Raw genomic sequence first — 26430 nt, 5'->3', positions numbered from 1 at the left:
GCGGGCCGGTCCCGGCGATGGCGATCTCACCCACCCAGGTACGGCCCGAGCCGGCCTCCTTCCGTGACCCGGCCAACCGGGTCTTCCACGTCGGCGACGAGGTGCTGCGCGGGCTGGACACCCAGGCCGCCGAGCACTGGCGGGCGCTGACCGCCAGCACGTTCTTCCCGGCGCTCGTCGCCGCGGGCAAGGTCTGCGCCACCGAGGACGCCCCGTCGACACTGGTGCCCGCCTCGACCGGGAAGCCGTGGGCCGCCGTGCTGCGCCACGAGCGCATCCCGTTCGTCTCCCACCCGTACGAGTGGTCGTTCAGTATGCTGCGCGACGCCGCGCTGCTGCACGTGGAGATCCTGCGGGCCGCGCTCGGCGAGGGCTTCATCACCAAGGACGGGTCGGCGTACAACCTCCAGTGGCACGGTACCGACCCGGTCTTCATCGACATCGGCTCCTTCGAGCCGGCCCGAGAGGGCGAACCGTGGGCCGGCTACCAGCAGTTCTGCCAGACCGTGCTCTACCCGCTGATGCTCACCGCCCACCTCGGCGTCGACTTCCAACCGTGGCTGCGCGCCCGCGTCGACGGCATCGAGGCCGACGAGCTGCGCCCGCTCTTCGGCGGGGCCCGCCGGCTGCGCCCCGGCGTGCTGACCCACCTGCACCTGCACGGCGCCATGCAGCAGCGCAACGCCGCCGCCAGCACCAGCGACGTCCGCGACCAACTGCGGGCCGCCGGCTTCTCCCGGGAGTTGCTGCTGGCCACCGTACGCGGCATCGAGAAACTGGTCCGCAAGCTGGACCACCGCCCGGCCGGGACGCACTGGTCGGACTACCAGAACACCTGCGGCTACTCGGCACGCGACCGGGTGGCGAAGGAGCAGTTCGTCGCCACCTCGGTGGCCGCCGGTGCCCGTCCCCGCCTGGTGCTCGACCTCGGCGCCAACGACGGCCGGTACTCCCGGCTGGCGGCCGGGCACGCCGACTACGTGGTCGCCGTCGAGCAGGACCCGGCCGTGGTCGACGAGCTGTACCGCAAGCTGCGCTCCGAGGGGCAGCGCCGGATCCTGCCCCTGGTGCTGGACCTCGCCGACCCGTCACCGGGCGGCGGCTGGCGGGGTGTCGAGAGGGCCGGCTTCGCCGAACGGGCATCCGCCGACGTGGTGCTCGCCCTGGCCGTCGTGCACCACCTGGCGATCGGGCGCAACGTGCCGCTGCCGGAGGTCATCGACTGGCTGGCCGGGCTGACCGCGCCGGGTGGCGCGGTGGTGGTGGAGTTCGTCCACCCGGAGGACCCGATGGCGACCCGGCTGCTGGCCAACAAGCCCGCCGGCCTCTTCCCGGATTACCGGCGCGACACCTTCGAGGCGCTGCTGGCCGCCCGGGGCCGGATCACCGAACGACTGGAACTGCCCTCGGGCACCCGCACGCTCTACCGGGCGGTGATGGGTGGCTGAACCGGCCGCCGCCGACCCGCCCGCGGCCTCCACGCGGTGGTACCAGGGCTGGCGGAGCGAGCTGGGCCGGCTGCTGGAAGTGGTGGCGCTGGTCGGCCTGGTGGTCACCCAGCCACTGCTGGACGTCCTCGGACGCAGCCCCGACTTCTTCCTGTTCCACCGTGCCGACCCGGCCCAGATCCTGCTGCTGGTCGCCCTGGTGGCGGTGCTCCCCACCATCGCGGTGGCGCTGCTCGGCGCGCTCAGCCGCCTGGCCGGCCGGACCGCCCGCGCCCTCACCCACACCGGGCTCGTCGGCCTGCTGCTGGCCGCCCTCGCCGTGCAGGTGGGTCGACACGTGACGCCGCTTCGGGGCGTACCCCTGCTGCTGGTGGCCGTGCTGGCCGGGGCCGCCGGCGCGGCCGCACACCGGCGGTGGCGGGCGCCGGGCCGGGTGCTGCGACTGGCCGCCGCCGGACCGGTCGCCTTCCTGGCGCTCTTCCTGCTGGCCTCGCCCACCTCGGCGGTGGTGTTGCCGCGCGGCGACGGCGGCGCGGCCGGCACCGCCCAGGGCAGCGGCGTGCACCCGCCGGTGGTGATGCTGATCCTCGACGAGCTGCCGTTGGTCAGCCTGCTTGGCGCCGACGGGCGGATCGACGCGACCCGGTACCCGCACTTCGCGGAGCTTGCCGGCGACTCGACCTGGTACCGCAACGCCACCGGCGTCAGCGGGTGGACGCCCAACGCGCTGCCGGCGATGCTCACCGGCCGCTACCCGGCCAAGCCGGTCGCCCCGCACTACTCGCAGTACCCGGACAACATCTTCACCGCCTTCGGCGGCCTGTACGACATCCGCGCCGAGGAGAGCATCACCCGGCTGTGCCCGCCCAGCCGCTGCGAGCAGCCGGTCACCCCCGAGCAGGGGCTCGGGGTGCTGGCCCGGGAGACCGGCAGGCTGCTCGGCCGGATCGCCGGGCCGACGGAGAGCGCGGTCGACCCGGAGGACTCCTACCGCGAGCAGACCCGCGCCGAGGCCGGCCTGGACGCCGCCGAGCCGGTGCCCGCCGACCCGAAGTTCCGCTGGGACAGCCTGGACGACAACCAGCCGGCCCGGTTCACCAGCTTCCTGGCCGGGTTGAAGCCCACGCCCCGGCCCACCCTGCACTTCCTGCACCTGCTGATGCCGCACTCACCGTGGGCGTACCTGCCGTCCGGGGCCCGCTACGACGCCCCCGAGGACCTGCCCAACGACGGCCCCGGCTGGGTCGACCTGGCCCGGCAGCGGCACCTGGCCCAGCTCGGCTACACCGACCGGCTGATCGGCGAGACCCTGCGGACCCTGCGCGCCAGCGGCCTCTACGACCAGGCCCTCGTCGTGGTGACCGCCGACCACGGCGTCAGCTTCCGCCCCGGCGCACAGGGCCGGGGCATCGACGCGATCAGGGCCGCCGCCGGCGAGGTCGCCTGGGTGCCGATGTTCGTCAAGGAACCCCGCCAGCAGACCGGGCGCGTGGACGACCGCAACTGGGAACACGTCGACCTGCTGCCGACCGTCGCCGACGAGGCCAACATCCGGCTGCCCTGGCGCGTCGACGGCCGCTCCGCCCGGCAGGCCCCGCGCGCCGACGGCACGAAACACTTCTACGACCGCCCCGGTGAACCGGTCACCTTCCCCGGCGGGGTGCCCACCCCGCCGCCGCTGCCGACACCGCACCCCCTGGTCGGCACCGAGGTGCGCGCCGGCCCGGCCGCCGGCAGCGCCCGCGTCGCCGACCTCGCCGCGTTCACGGCCATGGACCCGGACACGGGCACCCTTCCGGCGCTCGTCTGGGGGGACGTCCCGGACCGGATCCCGGACGGCACCCTGCTGGCGGTGGCCGTCAACGGCCGGATCGGGGCCGTCGTCCCGGTCGTGCCGGCCGACCCCGACGGACGCCGGTTCGCCGCGCTGCTCACCGACGACAGGCTGTTTCGCGCCGGCACCAACCAGCTCGACGTCTACGAGGTGGCGACGGACGGTACGCTGCGACGCCTTGCCCTCTCGTGACCTGCTCGGTCAGGGGTGTCGCCGTGGCTCCCGGGTCCGTGTCGTCCGTGTCCCGCCCAGCGGGATGTCGGGTTTCCCGGCGGCCCGGTCGGGAACCGGGGTGACGCAGGCCTCACCGCCGAACCACGGCGGGCGTTGTCCCCCGAGCCGCAATTACGGTAGAAGCGAAGGCAATTCAACGTAGATCTGCCGGCGAAGCGAGGAACCACATGACGGAAGTCAAGCTCGATCACCCCGGTGGGCAGCTGTCGATGCCGGTACATCCCGCGGTCGAGGGCCCCGCCGGTATCGGGGTGAGCAAGCTGCTGAAGGAAACCGGGATGACCACGTACGACCCCGGTTTCGTCAACACCGCCGCTGCCTCATCCGCGATCACCTACATCGACGGCGACGCGGGGATCCTGCGTTACCGGGGATACCCGATCGAGCAGCTGGCCGAGAAGTCCTCCTTCCTGGAGGTCTCGTACCTGCTCATCTACGGTGAGCTGCCGAGCGAGCAGCAGCTGACCGAGTTCACCGAGTGGATTCGGCGGCACTCGCTGCTGCACGAGGAGATGCGTCGCTTCTTCGACGGCTTCCCCCGGGACGCCCACCCGATGGCGGTGCTGTCCTCCGCGGTGAGCGCCCTGTCCACCTTCTACCAGGACAGCCTGGACCCGTTCGACTCCGAGCACGTGGAGATCTCCACGGTCCGGCTCATGGCGAAGGTGCCCACCATCGCCTCGTACGCGTACAAGAAGTCCATCGGGCAGCCGCTGCTCTACCCGGACAACTCGCTGGGGTACGTGGACAACCTGCTGCGGATGACGTTCGGCGTGCCGGCGGAGCCGTACGAGGTCGACCCGGTGATGTCGAAGGTGCTGGACATGCTCTTCGTCCTGCATGCCGACCACGAGCAGAACTGCTCCACGTCGACCGTCCGCCTGGTCGGCTCCAGCAACGCCAACCTGTTCGCCTCGGTCTCCGCCGGCGTGAACGCGCTGTTCGGCCCGCTGCACGGCGGCGCCAACCAGGCGGTGCTGGAGATGCTCCAGCAGATCCACGCCGGCGACGGCGACGTCCGGTCCTTCGTCCGCAAGGTCAAGGACAAGGAGGACGGCGTCAAGCTGATGGGCTTCGGCCACCGGGTCTACAAGAACTACGACCCGCGGGCGGCGATCGTCAAGAAGGCCGCGCAGGACGTGCTGGGCCGGATGGCCAAGCCCGACCCGCTGCTGGATATCGCCATGGAGCTGGAGGAGATCGCGCTCGCCGACGACTTCTTCGTCTCCCGGCGGCTCTACCCGAACGTGGACTTCTACACCGGCCTGATCTACAAGGCCATGGGCTTCCCGACCAAGATGTTCACGGTCCTCTTCGCGCTCGGCCGGCTCCCCGGCTGGATCGCCCAGTGGCGCGAGATGATCAACGACCCGGAGACCAAGATCGGCCGTCCGCGGCAGGTCTACGTCGGCTCCGCCGAGCGGGACTACGTCCCCTTCGCCGACCGCTGACGTCTGTCTCCACCCGCTCTCCCGCACCATCGGTTTTCTGCACCATCGGCAGGCCGTCGACCGATCCAGGTCGACGGCCTGCCGCGTGTCCGGCGTCGACGGTGGTCGCCCTGGTCGGCCCCCGGCCGGTGGGGCTGGCGCTTGATCGACTCGGTTTCGTGAAAGTCGGGGTGTCCGGGCGCGTTGGAAAGCCCGATTTCCTGAAAGCCGAGTCGATCAAGCCGGGGGATGGCCCGATTTCCTGAAAGCCGAGTCGATCAAGCCGGGGGATGGCCCGACTTCCAGGAAACCGAGTCGATCAAGGAAAAAGCGGGGCGGCTCAGCGCAGACCGGCGGCGGCCAGCAGGTTGCCTTCGGGGAGCGCCGGGAGGGCACGACCCTGGGACATGCGCTGCTCGGCGCGCTGGGCGGTGAACGTGGCGTCCGAGGTGATGGCGGCGGCGTAGCTGGCGGCGGTGCGCTGGGCGATGGCCGACCAGCCGTACTGGTCGTGGACCATCCGGCGGGCGCGTCGGGCCATGACGCGGGCGCGGTCGGAGTCGGACAGCAGGGCGTCCACGGCGTCGGTGAGCCCGTCCGGGTCGTGCGGGCGGAAGGTCATCCCGGTGACGCCCGGCTCGACGATCTCGGCGAGGCCACCGGTGGCGGCGACGGCGAGGGGCGCGCCGGCCGCGGCGCCTTCCAGGGCGACCATGCCGAACGGCTCGTAGATGCTCGGCACGGCGAAGCAGTCGGACGCGGCCATCAGCGCCGGCAGGTCGGTGCCGCCGAGGAAGCCCGGCATGGTGACCATGCCGCCGAGGCCGCGGCGGTGCACCTCGGCCTCCAGCTCGGCACGGTACGGGCCGTCGCCGGCGATGACGGCGCGCAGCCCGGGGTGGCGTTCGCGCAGTCGGGGCAGCCCGGCGATGAGGTGCTGGACGCCCTTCTCGTACACGAGGCGGCCGGCGAAGGTGACCAGCGGGCCGTCCCCGGCGAAGCGGGCCCGGGCGGCGGCCACGGCGCGGGCGGGCACCCGCCAGCGGTGCGGCTCGACGCCGTTGGCGACCACGTCGACCCGTCCGGCCGGTACGCCGAAGAGCGCGTTCACCTCGTCGCGCATGTAGCCGGAGCAGACGATCACCCGGCCGGACTCACTGGTGAGCCACTGCTCCACACCGTGGATGGTGCGGTTCATCTCCTCCGGCAGCCAGCCCTGGTGCCGGCCGGCCTCGGTGGCGTGGATCGTGCTGACCAGCGGGATGTCCAGGTGGTCGCGCAACGTCATCGCGGTGTGCGCGACGAGCCAGTCGTGGGCGTGGATGACGTCGTACGAGCCGGCCTGGGTGGCGCGTAGGGCGGTGCGGGTGAGGGTGTGGTTGAAGGCCATGGTCCAGGCCAGCAGGGAGCCGGTGGCGAGGGGGAAGGTCACCGGGTCTTCGGGGGCGCGCAGGATGCGGACGCCGTCGGCGTACTCCTCCAGGGGTGCGCCTTCGCTGTGGCGGGTGACGACGGTGACCTCGTGGCCGGCGGCGGCGAGGGCGACGGAGAGGGCGTGCACGTGTCGGCCGAGGCCGCCGACGAGCACCGGCGGGTACTCCCAGGACAGCATGAGGATGCGACGGGTCTGCGGGGGCATCCCGGAGCTGGACGGCGTCGGCGCGGGCGTGCCGGGCTGCGCTGTCGGGCCGGGCTGCGCGGGGAGCTGGGGCCGGGAGGTCAGGGTGGGCCGGTGGGCCCGGTCCTTGGTGGCAGCGAGCTGCTCGTCGACCCGCAGGGTCACATCAATCTCCGTCCATGCATGGGGATACGCGCCGGCGTCAGTGGCGGCGGAGTAAGAGGTGTAAGGGGTGGCCGAGGGCCTGGCGGGCACACGCGAACGCTTGTCCCCGGTCAAGGAAAGTCCATTCGGCCCAAGAACGCACCTTGAATGGGGTCATCGTGACGGAGGACACCTGAAGGGTGTAGCGCCCATCAGACAGGTGGTTTTTGCCCATCGCCTGAAAGGATGGATTGGCGCGCCCGGGCCGGGGGCAATACCCGCGTGCGCGCGGGGCGGCCTCACGCCCGGCGCGTTCGTGGCGCGGTGTGCACACGACCATGGTCTGAAGGAGCGACATGCAGGTCTGGCCGGGCGAGCGGTACCCCCTGGGCGCCACCTACGACGGGATGGGCACCAACTTCGCCATCTTCTCCGAGGTGGCCGAGCGGATCGAGCTGTGCCTTTTCGACGAGTGGGACACCGGCGCGGAGCGCCGCGTGGAGCTGCGCGAGGTGGACGCCTACGTGTGGCACGCGTACCTGCCGGGCATCGAGCCGGGCCAGCGCTACGGCTACCGGGTGCACGGCCCGTACGACCCGGCGAACGGGCTGCGCTGCAACCCGCACAAGCTGCTGCTCGACCCGTACGCCAAGGCCATCGACGGTGACGTCCAGTGGGACCCGGCGGTCTACGACTACGACATGGGCGAGCCGGAGCGGATGAACGAGGCCGACTCGGCGCCGTTCATGCCGAAGTCGGTGGTGGTCAACCCGTACTTCGACTGGGGCAACGACAAGCCGCCGCGCACCCCTTACCACCACTCGGTGATCTACGAGGCGCACGTGCGCGGGCTGACCATGCGCCACCCGGACATCCCGGAGGAGCTGCGCGGCACGTACGCGGCCATCGCCTCCCCGCCGATGATCGAATATTTGACCCGGCTCGGGGTGACGGCGATCGAGTTGATGCCGGTGCACGAGTTCGTGCACGACCACCGTCTGGTGGACCTGGGGCTGCGCAACTACTGGGGTTACAACACCATCGGCTTCTTCGCCCCGCACCACGGCTACTCCGCGCTGGGCCGGACCGGCCAGCAGGTGCAGGAGTTCCGGGGCATGGTCAAGGCGCTGCACGCGGCCGGCATCGAGGTCATCCTCGACGTGGTCTACAACCACACCGCCGAGGGCAACCACCTCGGGCCGACGTTGAGCTTCAAGGGTGTGGACGCCCCGAGCTACTACCGGCTCAGCGAGGAGGACCGCCGCTACTTCGTCGACTACACGGGCACCGGCAACAGCCTCAACGTACGCAGCCCGCACTCGCTGCAACTGATCATGGATTCGTTGCGGTACTGGGTGACCGAGATGCACGTCGACGGTTTCCGCTTCGACCTGGCCGCCACCCTGGCCCGCGAGTTCTACGAGGTCGACCGGCTCTCCACGTTCTTCGAGGTGGTGCAGCAGGACCCGGTGGTCAGTCAGGTGAAGCTGATCGCCGAACCGTGGGACGTCGGCCCCGGCGGCTACCAGGTGGGCAACTTCCCGCCGTTGTGGACGGAGTGGAACGGCAAGTACCGCGACACGGTCCGGGACTTCTGGCGCGGTGAGCCGGCCACCCTCGCCGAGTTCGCGTCGCGGATCTCCGGCTCCGCCGACCTCTACCAGGACGACGGCCGTCGCCCGTTCCACAGCATCAACTTCGTCACCGTGCACGACGGGTTCACGCTCAACGACCTGGTGTCGTACAACGACAAGCACAACGAGGCCAACGGCGAGGAGAACCGGGACGGCGAGAGCCACAACCGCTCCTGGAACTGCGGCGTCGAGGGCGACACCGACGACGAGGCGGTGCTCGCGCTGCGGGCCAAGCAGCGGCGCAACTTCCTGGCCACGCTGATGCTGTCGCAGGGCGTGCCGATGATCGGCCACGGCGACGAGTTGGGTCGCACCCAACACGGCAACAACAACGTCTACTGCCAGGACAGCGAGCTGGCCTGGGTCGACTGGGACAACGTCGACGAGCACCTGTTGCAGTTCGTGCAGACGTTGACCGCGTTCCGCAAACGGCACCAGGTGTTCCGCCGCCGCCGGTTCTTCACCGGCCTGCCGGTGGGCGGGCGTGGCAGCGACGAGCCGCTGCCCGACCTGGCCTGGCACACCCCGGACGGGCGGGAGATGACCGGCGACGACTGGGGCAACGACTTCGGCCGCTCGGTGGCGCTGTTCGTCAACGGTGAGGGTATCCGCGAGCGCGGCCAGTACGGCCAGAAACACCACGACGCCTCGTTCCTGCTGTGTTTCAACGCCCACGACGCGCCGCTGGACTTCACCATGCCCGGCAGCGAGTACGGCCAGAAGTGGGAACGGGTGATCAGCACGGCCGAACCGGAGCCGGGCGACGCCACGGTGATCAGCGCGGGCGGCACCATCCGGGTGCCGGACCGTTCCCTGGTGGTGCTGGAAAGGACGATCTGACATGTCGGCCACCCCTCCCAAGGCCACCTACCGCGTCCAGGTCCGCCCCGGCTTCGATCTGGACGCCACCGCCGCGATCGTCGACTACCTCGACGACCTCGGTGTCAGTCACCTCTACAGCGCCCCGCTGCTGACGGCCACCCCCGGCTCGCAGCACGGCTACGACGTGGTCGACCACCGGGAGGTCAACCCGGAGGTGGGCGGGGAGGCCGCCCGGCAGCGGCTGCTGCGCGCGCTGCGCGACAGGCGGCTCGGGCTGGTTGTCGACATCGTGCCCAACCACGCCGGGGTTGCCGTCCCCGCGGCCAACCCCGCCTGGTGGGACGTGCTGCGCCGGGGGCGCGACTCGACGTACGCCGACTGGTTCGACATCGACTGGGACCGGGGCCGACTGCTGCTGCCGGTGCTGGGCGACGACCCGGCCGCCCTGGACGACCTCAAGGTGGTCGACAACGAGCTGCGCTACCACGAGCACCGCTTCCCGATCGCCGACGGCACCGGCGACGGCAGCGCGGCGGACGTGCACGACCGGCAGCACTACGAGCTGGTCTCCTGGCGTCGGGGTGACGCCGAGCTGACGTACCGCCGGTTCTTTGCCATCGCGGGCCTGGCGGGTCTGCGCGTGGAAGACCCGGCGGTGTTCGCCGCCACCCACGACCTCATCCTGCGCTGGGCCGCTGCCGGGGAGGTCGACGGCATCCGCGTCGACCACCCGGACGGCCTGCGCGACCCGGCCGGCTACCTGACCCGGTTGCGGGCCGCCGCGCCGCAGGCCTGGCTCGTGGTGGAGAAGATCCTGGAGTACGGCGAGGAGCTGCCGGACTGGCCGGTGGACGGCACGACCGGCTACGACGCCCTGGCAGCGGTCGGCGGGCTGTTCGTCGACACCGACGCCGAGGGCGACTTCACGGCCCTGGACAACCGACTCACCGGGCAGCACACGTCCTGGGAGGACCTGACCCACACCACGAAGCTGGCCGCCGCCACCCAGCTCCTCGCTGCCGAGCTGACCCGGCTGGCCGCCCTCGCCCCTGAGGTGCCCAGCGAGCAGGCCCGCGCGGCGCTCGCCGAGCTGGCCGCCGCGTTCCCGGTCTACCGCGGCTACCCGCCGCACGGCGCCCGTCACCTCGCCGCCGCCCGCTCCGAGGCCGGCCGCCGCCGCCCCGACCTGGCGGCCTCCCTGGACGCGATCACCCGCCGGCTGCGCGACCCCGACGACGAGCTGGGCCAACGATTCCCGCAGCTCACCGGCGCGGTCATGGCCAAGGGCGTGGAGGACACCGCGTTCTACCGGTGGAGCCGGTTCGTGGCGCTCAACGAGGTCGGCGACAGCCCCGCCCACTTCGGGGTGCCACCGGCGGAGTTCCACCGCTTCGCCGCCGCCCGCCAGGTGCGCTGGCCCGCCAGCATGACCACCCTCTCCACCCACGACACCAAACGCGGCGAGGACGTCCGCGCCCGCCTCGCCGTGCTCAGCGAGCTGCCGGGCCGCTGGGCCGAGCAGGTCACTGCCTGGATGGAGTACGCCCCACTGCCCGACCCGTCGTTCGCCCACCTGCTGTGGCAGACCGCCGTCGGCGCCTGGCCGATCGAACGGGAGCGACTGCACGCGTACGTGGAGAAGGCCGCCCGGGAGGCCGGGGCCTCGACCAGTTGGGGCGACCCGGACGCGGCCTTCGAGCAGGCCCTGCACGCCGTGGTTGACCGGATGTACGACGACCCGAGCCTGCACGACGAGCTGACCGAACTCGCCGCCGCGATCACCCCCGCCGGCTGGTGCAACTCGCTCGGGCAGAAGCTCGTGCAGCTCACCATGCCCGGTGTGCCGGACACCTACCAGGGCACCGAGCTGTGGGACAACTCCCTGGTCGACCCGGACAATCGCCGCCCGGTCGACTTCGACGTACGCCGAGAGTTGCTGGCACGGATCGACGGCGGCTGGCGGCCCCCGATCGACACCGACGGCGCCGCCAAGCTGCTGGTGGTGTCGCGGACCCTGCGGTTGCGGCGGTCGCACCCGGAGCTGTTCACCGGCTACCGGCCGGTGCCGGCGCACGGCCCGGTGGGCCGGCACGTTGTGGCGTTCGACCGGGGTGGCGCGATCAGCGTGGCGACCCGGCTGCCGCTGGGCCTGGCCCGCGCCGGCGGCTGGTGTGACACCGCCCTGTCGCTTCCCGTTAACGAGGTTACCGACCTGTTCACCGGCCGGGTCTACAGTGGCGGGGAGACGCCGTTGGACGAAATCCTGGCCGACTATCCCGTCGCACTGCTGGCTCCTCCCACCGCTTCCGTGGAGGCTGCTTCATGACCGAATTCTCCGTGTGGGCCCCGGACGCCACCCGCGTCCGGCTGCGCCTGGCCGGCGACGCCGACCACGAGATGCGCGCCGCCGCCGACGGGTGGTGGCGAGTCGACGTCCCCGACGCCGGCCTCGACTACTCCTTTCTGCTGAACGACGACGAAACCCCGCTGCCCGACCCCCGGTCGCCGTGGCAGCCTGCGGGGGTGCACGGGCCGAGCCGACGCTACGACCACGCGGCCTTCGCGTGGTCCGACAGCTCGTGGACCGGCCGGCAACTGCCCGGCAGCATCCTCTACGAGCTGCACATCGGCACCTTCACCCCGGAAGGCACCTTCGACGCGGCCATCGACCGCCTCGACCACCTGGTGTCGCTGGGCGTCGACCTGGTCGAGCTGCTCCCGGTCAACGCCTTCAACGGCGAACACAACTGGGGGTACGACGGCGTCTGCTGGTATGCCCCGCACGAGCCCTACGGCGGCCCCGACGGCCTGAAACGGTTCGTCGACGCTGCCCATGCTCGCGGTCTGGGGGTGATCCTCGACGTCGTCTACAACCATTTCGGGCCCTCCGGGGCCTACGCGCCGCAGTTCGGGCCCTACCTCGCCGAGCAGAGCAACAGTTGGGGCCGCTCGGTCAACCTGGACGGCCCGCACTCCGACGAGGTACGCCGCTACATCATCGACAGCGTGCTCATGTGGCTGCGCGACTACCACGTCGACGGGCTGCGCCTGGACGCCGTGCACGCGCTGCCCGACTCGCGGGCCGTGCCGATCTTGGAAGAGCTGGCGGTTTCCGTCGAGTCGTTGTCGACGCACCTGGGGCGGCCGTTGTCGCTCATCGCCGAGTCCGACCTCAACGACCCGCGGCTCATCACGCCGCGCGAGGCGGGTGGGTTCGGGCTGCACGCCCAGTGGAACGACGATGCGCACCACGCGCTGCACACGTTGCTGACGGGGGAGCGGCAGGGGTACTACGGGGACTTCGGGTCTTTGGAGACGCTGTCGGACGTGCTGACCGGCGGGTTCTTCCACGCGGGCACCTGGTCGAGCTTCCGTAACCGGCACCATGGGCGGCCCGTCGATCCTCGGGTGCCGGGGCACCGGTTCGTGGCGTACCTGCAGAACCACGACCAGATCGGGAACCGGGCCACCGGGGACCGGATCTCGGCTTCGCTGTCGCCTTCTCTGCTGCGCGTCGGGGCCACGTTGCTGCTGACCGCGCCGTTCACCCCCATGTTGTTCATGGGGGAGGAGTGGGCTGCTTCTACGCCGTGGCAGTTCTTCACGTCGCACCCGGAGCCGGAATTGGCGGCTGCGGTGCGCACCGGGCGGCGGCGGGAGTTCGCGTCGCACGGGTGGCCCGAGGGGGACGTGCCGGATCCGCAGGACCCGCAGACGTTCGTACGGTCGCGGTTGGACTGGGCCGAGCTGGACAAGCCTGAGCATCGGGAGATGTTGGCGTTCTACCAGCGGCTGATTGGGCTGCGGCGGTCGCTGCCTGATCTGTCGGATCCTCGGCTGAACGAGGTTTCTGTGCAGCACGGGGACCAGTTCCTGGTGATGCGGCGAGGGGACACGCTGGTGGTGGCGAACCTGGCTGGGCGGGGGCAGGGGGTGTCGCTGCCTGGGGTGGCACGGCGGGTGCTGCTGGCTACGGGGGAGGGGGTCACCGTTATGCGGGACCGGATCCAACTGCCTGCGGAGACTGCTGCGATCGTGGCGCTGTGACAGAAAGCAGCGTTGGCAGGCGTGCGTTCCGGGTTCTGCCTACGCTAACGCTCGTCGATGAATGTGTAGCGGAGCTCTGGCTGCTTATCCGGCCCATCGCAGGATCAGTTTCTAAACTTCGCCGACCGCGATGGCTTTGACGGCGGCACCTCGACCTTGGATGGGGGAAGCCGGCGGTTGGGCTCATGCCGACGGCGGGCCGTGCGGCTCTTGCCAACTGGCCTAAGGACCCGAGTCGGTTCGAAGCCAGATGGATCGGATTCGCACGACGCATGCGCCTACTGTCGTACCAGCACAGTACGGTGTTCGCCGTCTAGCGCAGTACGTCCCTTCAGGAGTAGTCGTGATCCAGTGGCACCGGATACCGGAGGACCCGCGACGGTTTGAGCGCGTGATTCAGGCGATGATTCGAGAGGACGAGCCTGGAGCTGAGGCGATTGATGGTTCGGGCGGGGACGGTGGTCAGGACAGCAGAACGTGGCGGACGGCCGACGGCAGAAAGATCTTCGAGATCAAGTCGATGGCCGGACGGCTGACAAACAGCCACAAGCGACAGATTGGGAAGTCGCTGAAGGTCGCGAGGAAGCACGACCCCGATCTATGGATCTTGGTTATTCCTCTCAATCCGTCGCCGAGTGAGCTTTCTTGGTTCGATCGGCTGCGGGAGGACTTCGCGCCGATCGTACTTGAATGGCGCGGAATTGACTGGCTCGACGGTCAGTTCGAGAGGCGTCAGCATCTCCGCCGCGCGCTTGAGGGAGAGAGCGGCCATCTTCTCGAATTGGCGAGGCAGTACAAGCATGAACAGGAGGTGCTGGCTGGGGGACTTCGGGACTATGCCGGGCGGCTCGCAGCCCTCACCGCCCTCGGGGACACTCTTTCCTTGCACTGGGTAGCGGACCCCGCGCGCACCCCCGAGGGACTGGTCTTCTCCTTTCGGGAGCGGTATCCCGGAGCGGCCAAGGAGCACCCGTTCGCGTACGAGCCGACGTTTGCTTTCCCGTCAGATGATCCCGAGGCGCAGCATTTCGAGATGCAGTGGTGGCAAGTAAAGAACTATGGTGGCAAAGCCACCATACCTGGCCGCTATGTTGAGAACCTCAACATTAATCTTCCTGAGGAGGAGCAGCGGGCTCTTGGGTTCGATAGACCACAGGATACACACGCGCTCGAGATCCGAACGAGGGAGAACGGCGAGGGCTTGCCGCTTGCTTGCACACTGGAGCTTCGAGCTCGATCTGGAAGCCGAGTCGCGGTCGTGCCCTTTCAATTCACGAATCGCGTGAGTGGAGCGCGCGGGGTCACCCTCTCAGGGCAAGATGCCGGGGGATTTCTAAGCGTCAGACTCATCCACGATAACATTGACGGTTCTTGCAACTTTACTTTCAACTTTGCCTCCCCGTTCGGCAGTCTACCGTGCGATTTACGGCCGACAGCTGAACTAATGCTCGCCCTTGCCGAAGGACGTGAGATCGAGTTCAAGCGAGGGCGCTCTACTTTCGCCAAGGCCACCGTCCCGGGGGCGCTTTCATCGTACGAACAGAAGCTCGCGCGACTTATCATTGCGCTCGATGATGTTCAGGAGTACTTCGAGCAAGAGTGGCCGCTGCCTGAAGGGTTGACTGGAAACGACTTACGCGAACTAGAGGCACTGGGCGCGTTGGTGCGAGACGGCCACGCCGAATGGCCATATAAGACGATCCGAATGAGCTTCCGTGCGGACGCTCTGGAGGAAGTCGTGCGATCAAATTTCTTTAACGCATCTGGTGCTGTTGTAGGTCGATTCGGCAGCTTCGCAATGGTGTTCGCGGGGCATCGCTTCGACCTTGGTCCCGTCCAGTTTTACGGCGGCAAAATGGAGTTGACTAACAGAGGAGATATTAGTGCGGCCGTCGGGTCCGGCAGTGATGCCGATGGGAAGTGGAAATGTGTCGACGGTGCCGTGATCCAAGTCCAGACTATTACGGCGAACGAGCTTGAGGCGGAAGCTCCGGTCCTGCCGATGGGCATGGAGGCAGCGGGCCAAATTTACGTCGCTCCGGCGGGTTCACCTAGCCCTTAGGGATCCCTTTCAAGCGGACCACGTAGTCCTCCCGTTCAGTCGTGTACTCTCGGCCCTTTCGGGATCAGTCCGTGCAAGAATACAGGTTCTTGCCCACTAGAAGACATCGAGTGCTGGCTGGAATGCAGGATGGACTGCGAAAGACGCGATTTCTCGTAGTGTGGCCGCTTTGTTCATAAAGTCAATGTCGTCGTGGCTGTAGATCATGGGATTTTTCTTTCCTAGAGAGCAACCTAAGAAGCCGATATTATAGAGAAGCTTCACCAGTGGGTGATACATCTCGGCCCAGTCGCCGTAGCCGTATAGAGCTGCATTGCCAACCTCGGCCATCCACCGATTGCCGGAAAAATCGGGATCTGTTGAGAGGAGGATGCAGTTGTCCAGGTGGATAATCAGCTCGTCAGAGTTCATGATCCGCGGGGCGCCAGTGAAGTTCTGCAAGACACGGTCGATCCCTGCGTAAGTTGGCTTCCACTCGTCGCGTAGCGCTAACAGCCTGTCTGCGGAGTAGGATTGCTCAGCGGAATGAATTGCTTCCCATGTAATGCGCTCCTCGCCGCTTGAATTCTCTAGGCACTGGTTGAGGAATGCGATCGCGTCGCGGGGGCGCATCAACGTTCTAGCTAGGATGACGCCTAGTGGGTCCGGTCGGTTCTTCGTAGGCGCAGGCAGCAAGTCGGCGAGCGACTGAATATGTGTTAGTCCATGCCGTTCGGCAGCTACGTGGGTTCTGCCGTCGAGCAACTCATGTAAGTCGCCTCTGGTCCAACGAACCCGTAAGCTAAGCGCACGGAACTTTTCCTCTTGCCCGCCTGTCTGGCCGAAATCCAAAGATTCAAGAATGTTGGTCCGCAGGGCCACAAGAATCTTCAAATTGTCGACCCGCACCAGCTCGGCCACTGTCCGGAAGAGGCATCGGATGAGGTCGTTCTTGACCTTCTCGTCAGCCCAGTCACGATCTAGGTCGTCGATTACGATGTAAGTGTAATGTTGAGGTGAGTCGAGGATGTCGTCGTCTAACACTGTCATCATCTTGTTCAGTCGCGGAAGTTGAGTTTCGTTAACAATGCGCTGAAAACGTTGAGCCATCTCGGCTCGTTCTTCCACCGTCTTGGTTGAGCTGCCGCTTGACTTGATGCCGACCGTGCCCGGCAGTTTGCCGCCAGCTTCCGCCTCGATCTGACTCTCGAACCGTTTGGTTATCTCTCTCACCCGCTCGTCTGTCTCGCACCAGAATCGGCCCTCGAACTCTTCAAGGTACTCTAGAGCCGCTTGCTTGCTCCGGTCCTTTTTGATGCGATCCATCAGGATAGACATAAACCGCTGCATTGCGCCCGGGGAATCAACGTTGTAACGATGCTTGATTATTTCGATCAAAAGTACGTGCTTCCACAATGCGATGAACAACGGGTCCATGTGGACGTCAAGGGATGAGAGATACCGAACTACGCCAAGGTCAGTAATGTAGGGAAGAGACAGGTCTTCGGGATTGATGCGAATGACGTGAGATCGGTGTTCTTCTTCGACCTTCTGCAGGGCGGCTGACTTTCCGCTGCCAGTGCGTCCGACAAGAAAACACTTCCGCTCCCTGCGGCTAACTATGGCCCTGTAATGGCCCGTTTCGAAGAAGGCTTCTTGGAGCAGGCCGTCGGCCTCTGCCGCGCCGCCACCAAGATTAAAATCGCTCTGGATCCGCCGATTTGTGATAGCGTTCGGGGTAGATTTGCCCACTTCGTACCATCCTTCGTTTCGCCGATCCAGATCCTGTGGCTGCACGATGGTTGGCTACTGTACTTAGTCGCTCGGTCTCCGGTGACTAATCGTCGCGTTCTTGACACACCTCTTGTGTCGGCGGTGTCAACTACTTGTGGTGAGCTGAGAGATGTGCGGAGGTCGACCGGCGTGGACTCGGCCTTATGGCTCTAGGGGTTTGGCCCGGGATTCCCAGCCGCCCGCAACGTCGGTTGGCGGTTGGCTCTTGGCCGTGCCGTCGATGAGGAAGGCCGTTGTCTGACGCCTTTGCGCGTACGTTGCCCAATAGACTCGCGGAGTAACTTTGCTGGGAAGACGCCGCGCTGCCTCCTCTGCTGAGAAGAACCCGCCAGCTTCTATCTCCTCCTTCCGGAACCCAATTCCATCGAGGCTGGCGAGGGTGCCGCAGTCGAAGATGAAGTTGATGATGGCTCGGGGTCGTTGCCCGGCAGGGGGTGCCCAGTCCACAACGAGCAGGTCGCCCACCACAACCGTCTGCCCTAATTCCTCGCGAATCTCGCGAGCGCAAGCCTCATGTGGGTGCTCGCCTGCGTCTACATAGCCGCCAGGGAAGGCCCAGTAGTCGCGATAGGTCGGCTTGACGAGCAGCACGTTGCCCGCCGGGTCTGTCATGAAGGCGGCTGCGGCGGCGTGGAAGGCTGCGAGATTGGAGTACCAGGTCGTGGGATCTGTCCACGTCATGCCAGTGACGATAGTCAACGCTGACACAGTGCGTTGGACGCATGATGCCTGCGAAGTTTCGCAGGTGGTCAGCGTCACTACTGGCACGCTTTTTCGGTGTACCGTCCACCCGTGCGGGGGTTTTCGTCCCCGGCCGCTTTCCAGTCCTCTACTTGGGAGTGGGCGAAGGCATGGTGAGTGAGCGGGGCACCATCGGTGCCAGGATCCGGTACTGGCGATTGCGCCGTGGCGGCATGACTCAGGCCGTCCTCGCGGGGCTCGCTGGTGTCACCCAGTCGTACGTGTCGCAGGTTGAGTCAGGTCGGAAGACCATCGACCGTCGCTCCACTCTGGTCGCTCTCGCCGCCGCACTCCAGGTCACGGTGGCTGACCTGCTCGGCCAGGGCACCGAGTCCGGTGATCCGGCCCGTGAGAGCGCCGCCGAATGCGTGCCGGCGATCTGGTCGGCTCTGATCGAGGTCGAGGACGGCGAGCGCCGCCCGTCGACCTACACAACGGATCACTTGGCGGCCGAGATTGCCCGCGCCGAGCAGCTCCGTACCTCGTGCAACTACCCGGCGATGGCTCGCATGTTGCCCAACCTCCTGCTTGAGGCCGCCGCCGTAGGCGGCACCGTGCTCGTCCAGGTCGCCTACCAGGCCGCGACCTGCCTGCGAAATCTCGGCTACCGCCATCTGGCCCTCAACGCCGCCCGACTCGCTGGGGCGGTCGCCGAAGACACCGAGGACCCGGCATGGATCGCGGCCTCCCGCTTCGCCTATGCACAAAGCCTGCCGATTGAGTCCGCACCCGTCGCGGCCCGTGCCGCCGACCGGTCACTAACCGAGCTGCAAGCTGACGCCGCCGACAAGCGGGTGCGACAGATGCTCGGACAGCTCCATCTCTCGGCCGCGTTGACATCGACGGTCAGCGGTCGCCTGGACGTAGCTCGTGATCACCTCGTAGAGGCGGCCCGTGAGGCGGCGACCCTCGGGGATCCGGTCGACGGCGCGGGATTCAACGGCTGTGGATTCGGACCAACCAACGTCGGACTGTGGGAGATGTCGATCGCGGCCGAGCAGGGAGAGTCCGGCCGCGTCATCGAGCTGGCCCGGACGGTCCGGCCGCAGGTGCTCGCAGCCTCCATCCGCCAACAGTCCTATTGGCTCGACCTCGGTCGCGCTCTGGCGGACGGCGGTCGCCGCGACGCTGAGGCGCTGGCAGCATTCGTGCAGGCCGAGCGGGCAGCACCGATCCCGTTCGCTATCAACCCCCTCGCCCGCGATGCCGTGGTGACCCTGGCGCAGCGTGCCCAGCGCCGCGCCATCCCCGACGAACTGCGGCTGCTCGCCGGCCGCATCGGCATCAACCTGGCCGCATAACTGCCAGTAATCACAGCATCACGAATCCGCCCTACTGTCCGGTTTGGGACGTGAGCACGTCCTGATGGCCCAGCGCGGCAACGGTCGATCCTGAGCTGCTGGGTCTCCACCGGAGGAGGCGGGGATGAGCAGTCAGGACGATAGCGCTCCGGAGAATACGCATGAGGCGGCCGAGCGGGAGGCCGCCAAGCAGCGCCTCCTCGCCCAGGCCGAGGCAGACCGCGTACCCGTGGAGGACACGACTCGCGCGGTCCCGGACCGGCGGTGGCGGCGTGACCAGCGATGACCTCCCGATCGGCCGCCGGGTGGCCCGCTGGCGGGTGCGGCGGTCGATGACGCAGCAGATGCTTGCCGACCGGTTGCGCAGGTCGAAGAGCTGGGTGGACAAGGTCGAGCGGGGCGTGCGCGCCCTGGACCGGTACTCGGTGATCCAGGAACTGGCCGACGTCCTGCGCGTCGACCCGGAGGTGTTGCTCGGCGAGCAGCGGCCGGCGCCTGCCGGCCCGCCGGACGGGGTGGACGACGTCCGGGCCGCGCTCGCCCGCTACGACCTCCCGCAGGCCCCGACCGAGACGATGGAGGAAGTGAGGAGACACGTCGGGTACGCCTGGTTGACCTACCAGCACGCGCACTACGGGCAGTTGGTGCGGGTGGTGCCGGGTCTGCTCGACGCCGCCCAGGGTGCGCGGTCGGCGGAGGTGCTGGTGCAGGCGTACCGGATCACCTCGTCGCTGCTGGTGAAGCTCGGCGAGGCCGACCTCGGGTGGCTGGCGGCCGACCGGGCGATGGCCGCCGCCGGTGACGACCGGGTCCTGGCGGCAACGGCGGCCATCTCGGTAGCCCAGGCGCTGCGCGCCTCCAACCGCGACCGCCTCGCCCTGGCCGCGACCCTCACGGCCGCGAACCGCATCCTCCCGCCCACCCCCGACCCGACCCCGTACCGCACCGATGATCATGAGGTTGACGAGCCTGATCGCGGGGGCGCGGGCCGGGGGTGGTTGGCGGGAGAGCGGGCCGTGGGCGGGACGCTGCTGATCCAGGCCGCGCTGGCCGCCGCCGGCTGCGGCGACGCCCGCCGCGCCGACGAGCTGACCGACCGGGCCGCGGGGGTCGCCACAAACCTTCGGGGGTACGACGACACGCACCGCACCAGCTTCGGGCCGGTCGCCGTCGACCTGGCGCGAGTGCTGTCGGCGGCGCAACGGGGTGACGCCGACGAGGCGCTGCACAGACACTCGACCGTGGTGCGGCGGGAGGCATGGCGGCGGTTGCCGGCCGAGTATCGGGGCGCGTACCTGGTGGATGTCGCGCGGGCGTACCTCCAGGTGGGTGACCTGCGCGGGGCCGCCCGCGCCCTGGTGGACGCGGACAGCGTCGCGCCGGCTGAGGTTCGGTGCCGGCCGTTGGCGCGTACCGTGATCGCCGAGATCGCCCGCGCGGACCCGGCACCAGCCGGCGTGGCGCGGCTGGCGACGCTCGTCGGCCTCACCCGGTGATCGACCTGCGGGAGGGCGCCCGGATGAGCCCGACGCCGACGGATCCTTGCCCATCCAGAGCGATGCTCGTGTTGCGACGACCCCTGGAACCCGCCCCGCCGGTGGAGTGCCTCTCCTTGCGGTCAGTGCTGCGCCGCGAACATGTCTTCGACCGCCTTGATGACGAGGTCGGGGCGATCTGTCGGGATCTCGTGGGAGGTGCCCTCGGCGGTGACGAGCGTGCGGTTGGGGGCTTCCTTGACGAATGAGGCGGCGGCGTCGCGCCAGCGCTGGGCGTCCTCGGGAGACCCGGCAAAGGGGGTCTTCTCCGACACCATGACCGTGGCCGGCACGGAGGCGGGCCACTTCACCGTGTGGAAGGTCTGGTGGGCGGCGGCGAAGCCTTCCGCGGTGGAGATGAGCTGGCGGTTCGCAGGCTTCTCGGGATCCTTCTTCGCCGCGTCGACGTCCGGCTGGCCCGCGGCCACGAGGCGGGGGATCTGCTCGTCGGTGAAGAACTGGGGGAGGTTGGCGTCGACCAGGACCGCGCCGGAGAGCATCTCCGGGTTGTCCTGGGCAAGGTTGTTCGCGATCTCGCCGGCCTGGGAGTGGGACACCAGGGTTACGTCCTTGGTGACGCCGAGCTGCTTGAGGCCTGCCGTGAGGTCGCTGACCGCGTTCTCGACCCTCCACGCGCCGGGCACCACGTCGCTCTCGCCGAGGCCGGCCCGGTCGTAGGTGATGACGGTGGCACCGGTGGCCGCGTGGATCTTGGGGGCGATGTCTTTCCACTGCGAGGAGTACTCGCCCCCGCCCGAGTCCAGGACGATGGTGGAACCGCTGCCCTGCGTGACGTAGAAGGCCAGGCGATGTCCTCCGTTGTCGACCATGTGCAGCTTCGCTGCGGGCACCTGGCTGGTCGACGGCGAGGCCGACGATGTGGGGGGTTTCGAGGTGGCGGAGGAACCGTCGTCGCCACACGCCGTGACGCCACCGACAGCCAGGGTCAGGACGGCGAGAGACGACAGAACGCGATACGTGGACCGGTGCTTGCGGGGGGTGCGGGACATGAGGATCCTTTGACGGAAGAGGGTGCTGGTGTACCTGTCCGAGCATTCGGGATCCTGGTCGCTTACGCGCTCCGGCTGGCATATCTGTTGGTGATGAAGCTGACGCCAGTGAGCAGCGTGGGGTTAGCCCCCGGGCCCGGTTGATCGAAGCCGCCGCCGACACCCCACGGCGGACGCTGGCCCGGAAGCAGAACCGCGGCGGGCCCCGGAGAGGTCCCGCCGCGGTTGAACGGTGTTGCCTACGGGGCGAACCAGGTGAAGGCCTGGTTCTCTGACGTCGTGTAGCAGGTGAACTGCATCATGTCGGCGCCGTTCCCCCTCGAGTTGCCCTCTACGGCTATGCACTTGTTGCTGTGCCGGTTCTTGAGCTGGTAGTGGTCGGCACCCTGGTGGGTGAAGATCCTGATTGGCAGCCACTGGTCGTTCTGGTTGGGATTGCCGCACAGTTGCGTGACGATCTTGGCCCGATCGGTGTGCGCCGAGTCACGGACGGCCATGCACTTTCCGCCGTTGCGGTAGGAGATCCAGTAGTAGCCCGAGCTGGTCGTGGTGAAGGTCCAGTCGCGGTTCGCCCCGCTCTGGCACAGATGCTGATCGACCACCACGTTGAGCGCCGACGAGAACGCCTCGGGGTGGATGCAGTAGTCGTTCGTGTAGGCCTGCAAAATCCAGGGGCCGGAGGCGGCAGCCGCCGCCGGGCTGCCGGTGCCGACCAGCGTCGCCGTGATCATGGTGAGCATCGCGACCAGGCTGGTCATCAGTTTGCGCTTCATCAGGGGCCTTCCGTCGTCCACTGTGGAGAGACGTCAGGCTAGACGACCGTCATCAATGCGCTTCGCTAGGCGTAGACGTTCCGCACGGCGTCGACGAAGGCCTGCCCGCGCGTCGACGGCGGGCCCTCCTTCGTCGGAAACAGCTCCATCCGCAGATCGAGAGTCAGTTCGAGTTGGACACCGGCACCGTCGGCATCCTTGTTGACGAAGTTGTCGACCGACGTGCCGGCGATCTCGGCAGGTGCGGGCTGCACCACGGTGAAGCCGGCGGCGCGCAGGGCGGTCGCCAGCGCGGCACCCGTGGTGACGTCCCGTCCGCCGACGTAGGCGACCTTGTTCGGTAGGGAGGTGCCGTGGACGGCCAGTGCGTGCCGGCGCTGGGCGATCAGGATCAGGCACTCCTCGACGTCCCAGTTGGTGCTGGTCACGTGCAGCCGTGGGTAGTTCTGTCCACTCGGTAACTTGCCCCTGAACTGGCACTGGGAGTGCTCGGTGCCGGCGATCACACCCGCGATCTCGCTCGTGCGTGACTCGATCGCGCCACCGTGCGGGGCCACGACGACCAGCGGTGACCCGGTGATCGCCCAGGTGAGGTCGTACGCGACGCCCGCCTGCTCGACCTTGCGCAGCGCGGTCATCGACGGGTACTCCGCCACGTCGGGCACCGGCTCGGCCGCGGGCTGCGCTGGCGCGTGGCCCACCCGGGCAACGCCGTACCCAGCGAGCAGTGCCAGCGGAACGGCGAGGGCACTGAGCAACCACCGTGGCGGACGGTTCATGTCGTTCTCCTGTCGACGCTGAAGGGCAACGCCATGGTCTCAGCGACGGTGCCCCCTGGGACTACCGGGCGTCGCGCCGGCGACGTGCGCGCTCGAACTCGGCGACATCCGACATCCAGGGACCGTGCTGTTCGAGTGCGGCGCACCCGCCGCGGACGAAGGCGCTCACCAGCTTTCGGTACCCGCCGATCCCGTCGACCAGGCTGTACTCCACCTGGTACTGCGGATCCGACCCAGCCTTGTGTCGCACCGTCGTGATCCGGGCGATGGAGTCGGCGTAGAAGTGCAGTTGGATCCCCTCGCCCATCGTCTCGTCCTCGATGGTGAACACGTTGTTGTTCCCGGAGGAGCGATCGGCGACGAACTCCCAGAACTCGGCGGAAGCAGTGCGAGGACCGTCCCGTTCCCACTTTTTCTCGCCGCCCTTGTCGTCGGTGAACGACAGGGCCGTCTTTCTCGCACTCTGACCGAGGTCGGCGTGGTCGCCGGCAGCCTCGTCGTCGTCTTCCACCGGTGTGTTCCGGGAGCGGTCCGTGGCCTCCGAGCACATCAGAAAGCTCACCGTCCGCACCGCGTCATCCACGAGTTCGGGGTACGCGCGGCGCACCGCCGCGTCGACCGTCGCCGCCATCCGGTCCCAGTCGCGCTTGTCCGTGGCCCGCTTTCCCCGCCGCGGATCGAGGCCGATCCGCATCCCGGCGCACGCCTGCTGGGCCGTGGCGATCACCCGCATGACCTGGGGCAGCAGTGCGGGGTCGACGGCATCGGGCAAGCGCCGCGGAACCGTCGAGCCATGCAGATACTGGCCCGTGTATCGCAGAATCTCGGCGTCGAGTGGCCCGAGGACCACTCCGCGCTCGGCGCGACGGCGGTTCGCGTGATGCTCCTGAGCGCGCTTCTCATCCGACCCCTCGGTCGCCGCGCGCATCGCCTCGCAGACCTGACCGCGCTCAAGGAGATCGACGTCGGCGCCGTGGGCAACGAGCCGGGGCCTGTCCCACTTGATGCGCCCAAAGAGCGCGTCGACGTCCGGGGCCGGGGAGAGCAGGATCGGGTCCAGGAGCGCGACGGCGGCGTTCTCGTCGAGCCGGCCCCGGGTGCCGGCGGCGGTGCACAGCGGGAGGACCGCACTCCACAGCAGCAGGTGCCTGGCCAGGTCCTCCCGGATCACCGCGAGATGGGCTTCCCCGAGCGGGAACGTGAACGTGCGAGGCTCATGGTTGGCGTCGGCCCCGGCGGCGAGCATCAGCCTCAGCTCGCCGTCCTCGCGGATCACCTTCGGCATCCAGCCGCTGCTACGGGTGAAGACGACGTCGCTCATCTGGTCACGACCACCGTGCACATTCGACCTCGAGGCGTGGGTCGGTGCGCACCCAGACCTCGCCGCCGACGGCCCCGGCCGGGGGGTCGACCCGTTCGAGACCGAGGAATTCGATCAACTGGAGCAGTTCGGCTCGTTCGGCTCGGTCATCGTCGACATCATGCGCGTCGAAGAAGACGTAGTACTGGTCGCTCGGGTCGACACAGCCCGAATCCGCCCAGATCCGAGCGACTTCCTCGACTGCCGCTGCTTCCGTCGTGAACGTGGCGGCGCGGGCGGCACCGCGGGTCTCCGGTGACGCGTCGAGGTCGGCGAGGTCAGGAAACCACTGGCCGAAGTGGTCGAGGCCGGCATATCCGTTCTCGAAGAACAGCATCGCGCCCGGAAGATAGCGGTTGCCCCTGTCGACCCGCAGGTGTTCCGACCGAGGTTGGCCCGCATCCTTGATCCGGGAGATCACACCCCGAGGGGGCATGAGGGCCAAACTCTGCCTCGCCGCTTCGTCCTTGATGAGGTACGTGTCCGACTCTCGGCCCCGGAAGAACGCAGCGAACGCCACGTAAGCCTCCTGAGGGTCGCCCACCGAGACGTGTTGGTCGTTGCCGTCACCGACAGCGAAGACGAACTGCTTCGGTCCGGGGCTGTAGGGGCGGGCCATGTGCGTCCTTCGTTCACGTGTGAAAGTTCCACCAGCGTAGTGGGTCGAGCCGACACGCCCACGGGCTGATCATGGGCGTGCGCTGCGCGCTGAGCCTGCGCGAGCGACCAGTGGCCCGCAGGCCCTCGGCCAGACCGCGATCAGGTGGGGTTTCCGGGAACGTGAGATTCGGGCATGTACCTGGGCACTGCTGGAGGGGAGAGACGGCAATGCTGGTAACTGGTTATCTCGGCGCGGTGCTCATCGGTGCCCTCGTCGGCCTGCTCGGCCGACTCATCCTGCCCGGGAGGCAGCGGATCGGCTTCTTCGCCACGTTCGTCATCGGCGTCGGCTCGGCGGTGCTGGGCACCGTGGTCGCCAGGGCGCTTGACATCGACGACGGAGCCGGCGTGAAGGTGTGGGTGCTGCGCTGGGACTGGGTCGTGCTCGCGATCCAGGTCGGCGTCGCGATCATCGCCGTGGCGCTGGCGAACATGCTCACCTTCACCCGGCTTGCCGGCGGCGACGACAAGCCCCGTCGGCGGGCCCGTCGCAGCCAGGCCAAGAGCTGAACGGGCGGAAGCAGGCGAGCCACCCAGATGGCCGGCGTGGCGCGCCTGGCGACGCTCGTCGGACTCACCCGCTGATCGAACCACCCTGACCCGGATGGGCGACCGACCTCAGGGGCGGCTGTCGCGGAGGCGGAACCGGCCAGGGACGTCGCAGCAGCCTTCGGCGTGGAGGTCGAGCATCGGGCTGTCGAGGGTGGACGGTGTGAACGAGGACGGGTCGAGGTGATAGGTCAACGTGGTGCCCGTGCCATCTGGTCCGTCGAGACCGCGGGGCGGCCCGGTGGGGCGTAGGCCGGCGAGGGTCTGCTGAAGGGCGTGGCCTACGTGCCAGGTCTCGATCGTGGTGTGGGTGCTCACCGCGGCGGCTGCCGCATGGACCCAGCGGTAGGAGGTCAGGAGCGACCCGTGGTAGCCGGCGACTGAGCCGTCCGGGCCGGTGGGCCAGTTGTCGGTGATCGAAAATGCGAGGTCGCCGAGGATCTCCGCGGTGACGTCGGGTGGGCCGGCGGGCGCGACCTTCGGGCCCGGGTGCAGGGACGCGATGACGATGGCGGTCAGCACGGTGGTTGCCAGGTGCGGATCAGCCCCGAAGTACATGCCCGGCCGACGGCGGACCGACTCGTCGAATTCCAGGACGGTGATGCCCGCTGCGGAGTACTCGCTCACGGTCACACGGTGCCCGAACCGGCTGGGAAAGAACAGTGCCCGGGCTCTT

At 68.4% G+C, this 26430-nt stretch carries 19 protein-coding genes; 10 read left to right on the top strand and 9 right to left on the bottom strand.

The genetic code is table 11. The annotated features are described in order from the left end of the window. Nucleotides 1-17: 17 nt before the first annotated feature. The 3 genes from LADH09A_RS12405 to LADH09A_RS12395 all read left to right on the top strand — a co-directional run bounded on the left by LADH09A_RS12405 (nt 18) and on the right by LADH09A_RS12395 (nt 4967). Complete coding sequence (locus LADH09A_RS12405) at nt 18-1448, top strand: class I SAM-dependent methyltransferase (RefSeq protein ID WP_238645083.1); 1431 nt, start codon at nt 18-20, stop codon at nt 1446-1448. Further along, nucleotides 1441-3474 carry a sulfatase-like hydrolase/transferase gene (locus LADH09A_RS12400; RefSeq protein WP_238645035.1) on the top strand — a complete coding sequence of 678 codons (2034 nt, stop codon included), beginning with the start codon at nt 1441-1443 and terminating at the stop codon, nt 3472-3474. Before LADH09A_RS12405 ends, LADH09A_RS12400 begins: the two co-directional genes overlap by 8 nt. Nucleotides 3475-3683: 209 nt before the next feature. Then, complete coding sequence (locus tag LADH09A_RS12395; protein WP_238645034.1) at nt 3684-4967, top strand: citrate synthase; 1284 nt, start codon at nt 3684-3686, stop codon at nt 4965-4967. Nucleotides 4968-5286: 319 nt separating this feature from the next. Here the strand turns inward: LADH09A_RS12395 and LADH09A_RS12390 are convergent, their stop codons facing one another. Next, nucleotides 5287-6585, bottom strand: a complete 1299-nt coding sequence (locus LADH09A_RS12390; RefSeq protein WP_238645082.1) for a glycosyltransferase family 4 protein — start codon at nt 6583-6585, stop codon at nt 5287-5289. 479 nt (nt 6586-7064) lie between these two features. Between LADH09A_RS12390 and glgX the strand changes: the two genes are divergently transcribed. The 4 genes from glgX to LADH09A_RS12370 all read left to right on the top strand — a co-directional run bounded on the left by glgX (nt 7065) and on the right by LADH09A_RS12370 (nt 15273). Further along, nucleotides 7065-9182: a glycogen debranching protein GlgX gene (gene glgX, locus LADH09A_RS12385; RefSeq protein ID WP_238645033.1), complete on the top strand. Its 2118-nt coding sequence runs from the start codon at nt 7065-7067 to the stop codon at nt 9180-9182. 1 nt (nt 9183) lies between these two features. Continuing rightward, the gene (treY, locus tag LADH09A_RS12380) at nt 9184-11490 is read left to right on the top strand and encodes a malto-oligosyltrehalose synthase (RefSeq protein ID WP_238645032.1); all 2307 of its coding nucleotides are present in this window, start codon (nt 9184-9186) and stop codon (nt 11488-11490) included. After that, nucleotides 11487-13211: a malto-oligosyltrehalose trehalohydrolase gene (treZ, locus tag LADH09A_RS12375; RefSeq protein WP_238645031.1), complete on the top strand. Its 1725-nt coding sequence runs from the start codon at nt 11487-11489 to the stop codon at nt 13209-13211. The genes treY and treZ overlap by 4 nt, the downstream gene beginning before the upstream one ends. A gap of 343 nt (nt 13212-13554) precedes the next feature. Then, the gene (locus tag LADH09A_RS12370; RefSeq protein ID WP_238645030.1) at nt 13555-15273 is read left to right on the top strand and encodes a hypothetical protein; all 1719 of its coding nucleotides are present in this window, start codon (nt 13555-13557) and stop codon (nt 15271-15273) included. A 96-nt stretch (nt 15274-15369) separates the two neighbouring features. Here LADH09A_RS12370 and LADH09A_RS12365 read toward each other — a convergent pair whose 3' ends face one another. Beyond that, nucleotides 15370-17004 (bottom strand): P-loop ATPase, Sll1717 family, encoded by a 1635-nt coding sequence (locus LADH09A_RS12365; RefSeq protein ID WP_238645029.1) that lies wholly within the window; start codon nt 17002-17004, stop codon nt 15370-15372. Nucleotides 17005-17187: 183 nt separating this feature from the next. Then, nucleotides 17188-17727: an NUDIX domain-containing protein gene (locus LADH09A_RS12360; protein ID WP_238645028.1), complete on the bottom strand. Its 540-nt coding sequence runs from the start codon at nt 17725-17727 to the stop codon at nt 17188-17190. Nucleotides 17728-17897: 170 nt separating this feature from the next. Between LADH09A_RS12360 and LADH09A_RS12355 the strand changes: the two genes are divergently transcribed. Both LADH09A_RS12355 and LADH09A_RS12350 read left to right on the top strand, forming a co-directional pair. Continuing rightward, on the top strand, nt 17898-19088 hold the full coding sequence (locus LADH09A_RS12355) for a helix-turn-helix domain-containing protein (protein ID WP_238645081.1): 1191 nt from the start codon (nt 17898-17900) through the stop codon (nt 19086-19088). Between the two features lie 272 nt (nt 19089-19360). Beyond that, on the top strand, nt 19361-20584 hold the full coding sequence (locus LADH09A_RS12350; protein ID WP_238645027.1) for a helix-turn-helix domain-containing protein: 1224 nt from the start codon (nt 19361-19363) through the stop codon (nt 20582-20584). Nucleotides 20585-20706: 122 nt separating this feature from the next. On the opposite strand, the gene LADH09A_RS12345 is transcribed toward LADH09A_RS12350, so the two are convergent. From LADH09A_RS12345 to LADH09A_RS12325, 5 genes are all read right to left on the bottom strand, one after another. Continuing rightward, entirely contained in the window at nt 20707-21453 is a 747-nt protein-coding gene (locus tag LADH09A_RS12345; protein ID WP_238645026.1) for an alpha/beta fold hydrolase, read from the bottom strand. 419 nt (nt 21454-21872) lie between these two features. Next, entirely contained in the window at nt 21873-22406 is a 534-nt protein-coding gene (locus LADH09A_RS12340) for an RICIN domain-containing protein (RefSeq protein WP_238645025.1), read from the bottom strand. A 65-nt stretch (nt 22407-22471) separates the two neighbouring features. Further along, nucleotides 22472-23185, bottom strand: a complete 714-nt coding sequence (locus LADH09A_RS12335; protein WP_238645024.1) for a poly-gamma-glutamate hydrolase family protein — start codon at nt 23183-23185, stop codon at nt 22472-22474. Between the two features lie 61 nt (nt 23186-23246). Further along, a complete protein-coding gene (locus LADH09A_RS12330) occupies nt 23247-24506 on the bottom strand; it encodes a DUF6357 family protein (RefSeq protein ID WP_274529406.1) in 1260 nt (419 codons plus the stop codon). A gap of 4 nt (nt 24507-24510) precedes the next feature. Further along, the gene (locus tag LADH09A_RS12325) at nt 24511-24966 is read right to left on the bottom strand and encodes a hypothetical protein (RefSeq protein WP_238645022.1); all 456 of its coding nucleotides are present in this window, start codon (nt 24964-24966) and stop codon (nt 24511-24513) included. A gap of 407 nt (nt 24967-25373) precedes the next feature. Here LADH09A_RS12325 and LADH09A_RS12320 point away from each other — a divergent pair, with 407 nt between their 5' ends. After that, nucleotides 25374-25715 carry a GlsB/YeaQ/YmgE family stress response membrane protein gene (locus LADH09A_RS12320; protein ID WP_238645021.1) on the top strand — a complete coding sequence of 114 codons (342 nt, stop codon included), beginning with the start codon at nt 25374-25376 and terminating at the stop codon, nt 25713-25715. Nucleotides 25716-25823: 108 nt separating this feature from the next. On the opposite strand, the gene LADH09A_RS12315 is transcribed toward LADH09A_RS12320, so the two are convergent. Next, nucleotides 25824-26381, bottom strand: a complete 558-nt coding sequence (locus LADH09A_RS12315) for a DNA topoisomerase IV subunit B family protein (RefSeq protein ID WP_238645020.1) — start codon at nt 26379-26381, stop codon at nt 25824-25826. Nucleotides 26382-26430 lie beyond the last annotated feature (49 nt).

It is taken from the genome of Micromonospora cabrerizensis (assembly GCF_022230955.1).
Classification (GTDB): domain Bacteria; phylum Actinomycetota; class Actinomycetes; order Mycobacteriales; family Micromonosporaceae; genus Micromonospora; species Micromonospora cabrerizensis.
This window is presented reverse-complemented; position numbering and strand designations above follow the sequence as displayed.

Excerpts from the sequence above, each read along its gene's own strand:
- LADH09A_RS12405 (WP_238645083.1), top strand. The coding sequence starts at position 18 with ATGGCGATCTCACCCACCCAGGTACGGCCCGAGCCGGCCTCCTTCCGT.
- LADH09A_RS12395 (WP_238645034.1), top strand. The coding sequence starts at position 3,684 with ATGACGGAAGTCAAGCTCGATCACCCCGGTGGGCAGCTGTCGATGCCG.
- LADH09A_RS12390 (WP_238645082.1), bottom strand. The coding sequence starts at position 6,585 with ATGCCCCCGCAGACCCGTCGCATCCTCATGCTGTCCTGGGAGTACCCG.
- glgX (WP_238645033.1), top strand. The coding sequence starts at position 7,065 with ATGCAGGTCTGGCCGGGCGAGCGGTACCCCCTGGGCGCCACCTACGAC.
- treY (WP_238645032.1), top strand. The coding sequence starts at position 9,184 with ATGTCGGCCACCCCTCCCAAGGCCACCTACCGCGTCCAGGTCCGCCCC.
- treZ (WP_238645031.1), top strand. The coding sequence starts at position 11,487 with ATGACCGAATTCTCCGTGTGGGCCCCGGACGCCACCCGCGTCCGGCTG.
- LADH09A_RS12360 (WP_238645028.1), bottom strand. The coding sequence starts at position 17,727 with ATGACGTGGACAGATCCCACGACCTGGTACTCCAATCTCGCAGCCTTC.
- LADH09A_RS12355 (WP_238645081.1), top strand. The coding sequence starts at position 17,898 with ATGGTGAGTGAGCGGGGCACCATCGGTGCCAGGATCCGGTACTGGCGA.
- LADH09A_RS12345 (WP_238645026.1), bottom strand. The coding sequence starts at position 21,453 with ATGGTCGACAACGGAGGACATCGCCTGGCCTTCTACGTCACGCAGGGC.
- LADH09A_RS12340 (WP_238645025.1), bottom strand. The coding sequence starts at position 22,406 with ATGAAGCGCAAACTGATGACCAGCCTGGTCGCGATGCTCACCATGATC.
- LADH09A_RS12335 (WP_238645024.1), bottom strand. The coding sequence starts at position 23,185 with ATGAACCGTCCGCCACGGTGGTTGCTCAGTGCCCTCGCCGTTCCGCTG.
- LADH09A_RS12330 (WP_274529406.1), bottom strand. The coding sequence starts at position 24,506 with ATGAGCGACGTCGTCTTCACCCGTAGCAGCGGCTGGATGCCGAAGGTG.
- LADH09A_RS12320 (WP_238645021.1), top strand. The coding sequence starts at position 25,374 with ATGCTGGTAACTGGTTATCTCGGCGCGGTGCTCATCGGTGCCCTCGTC.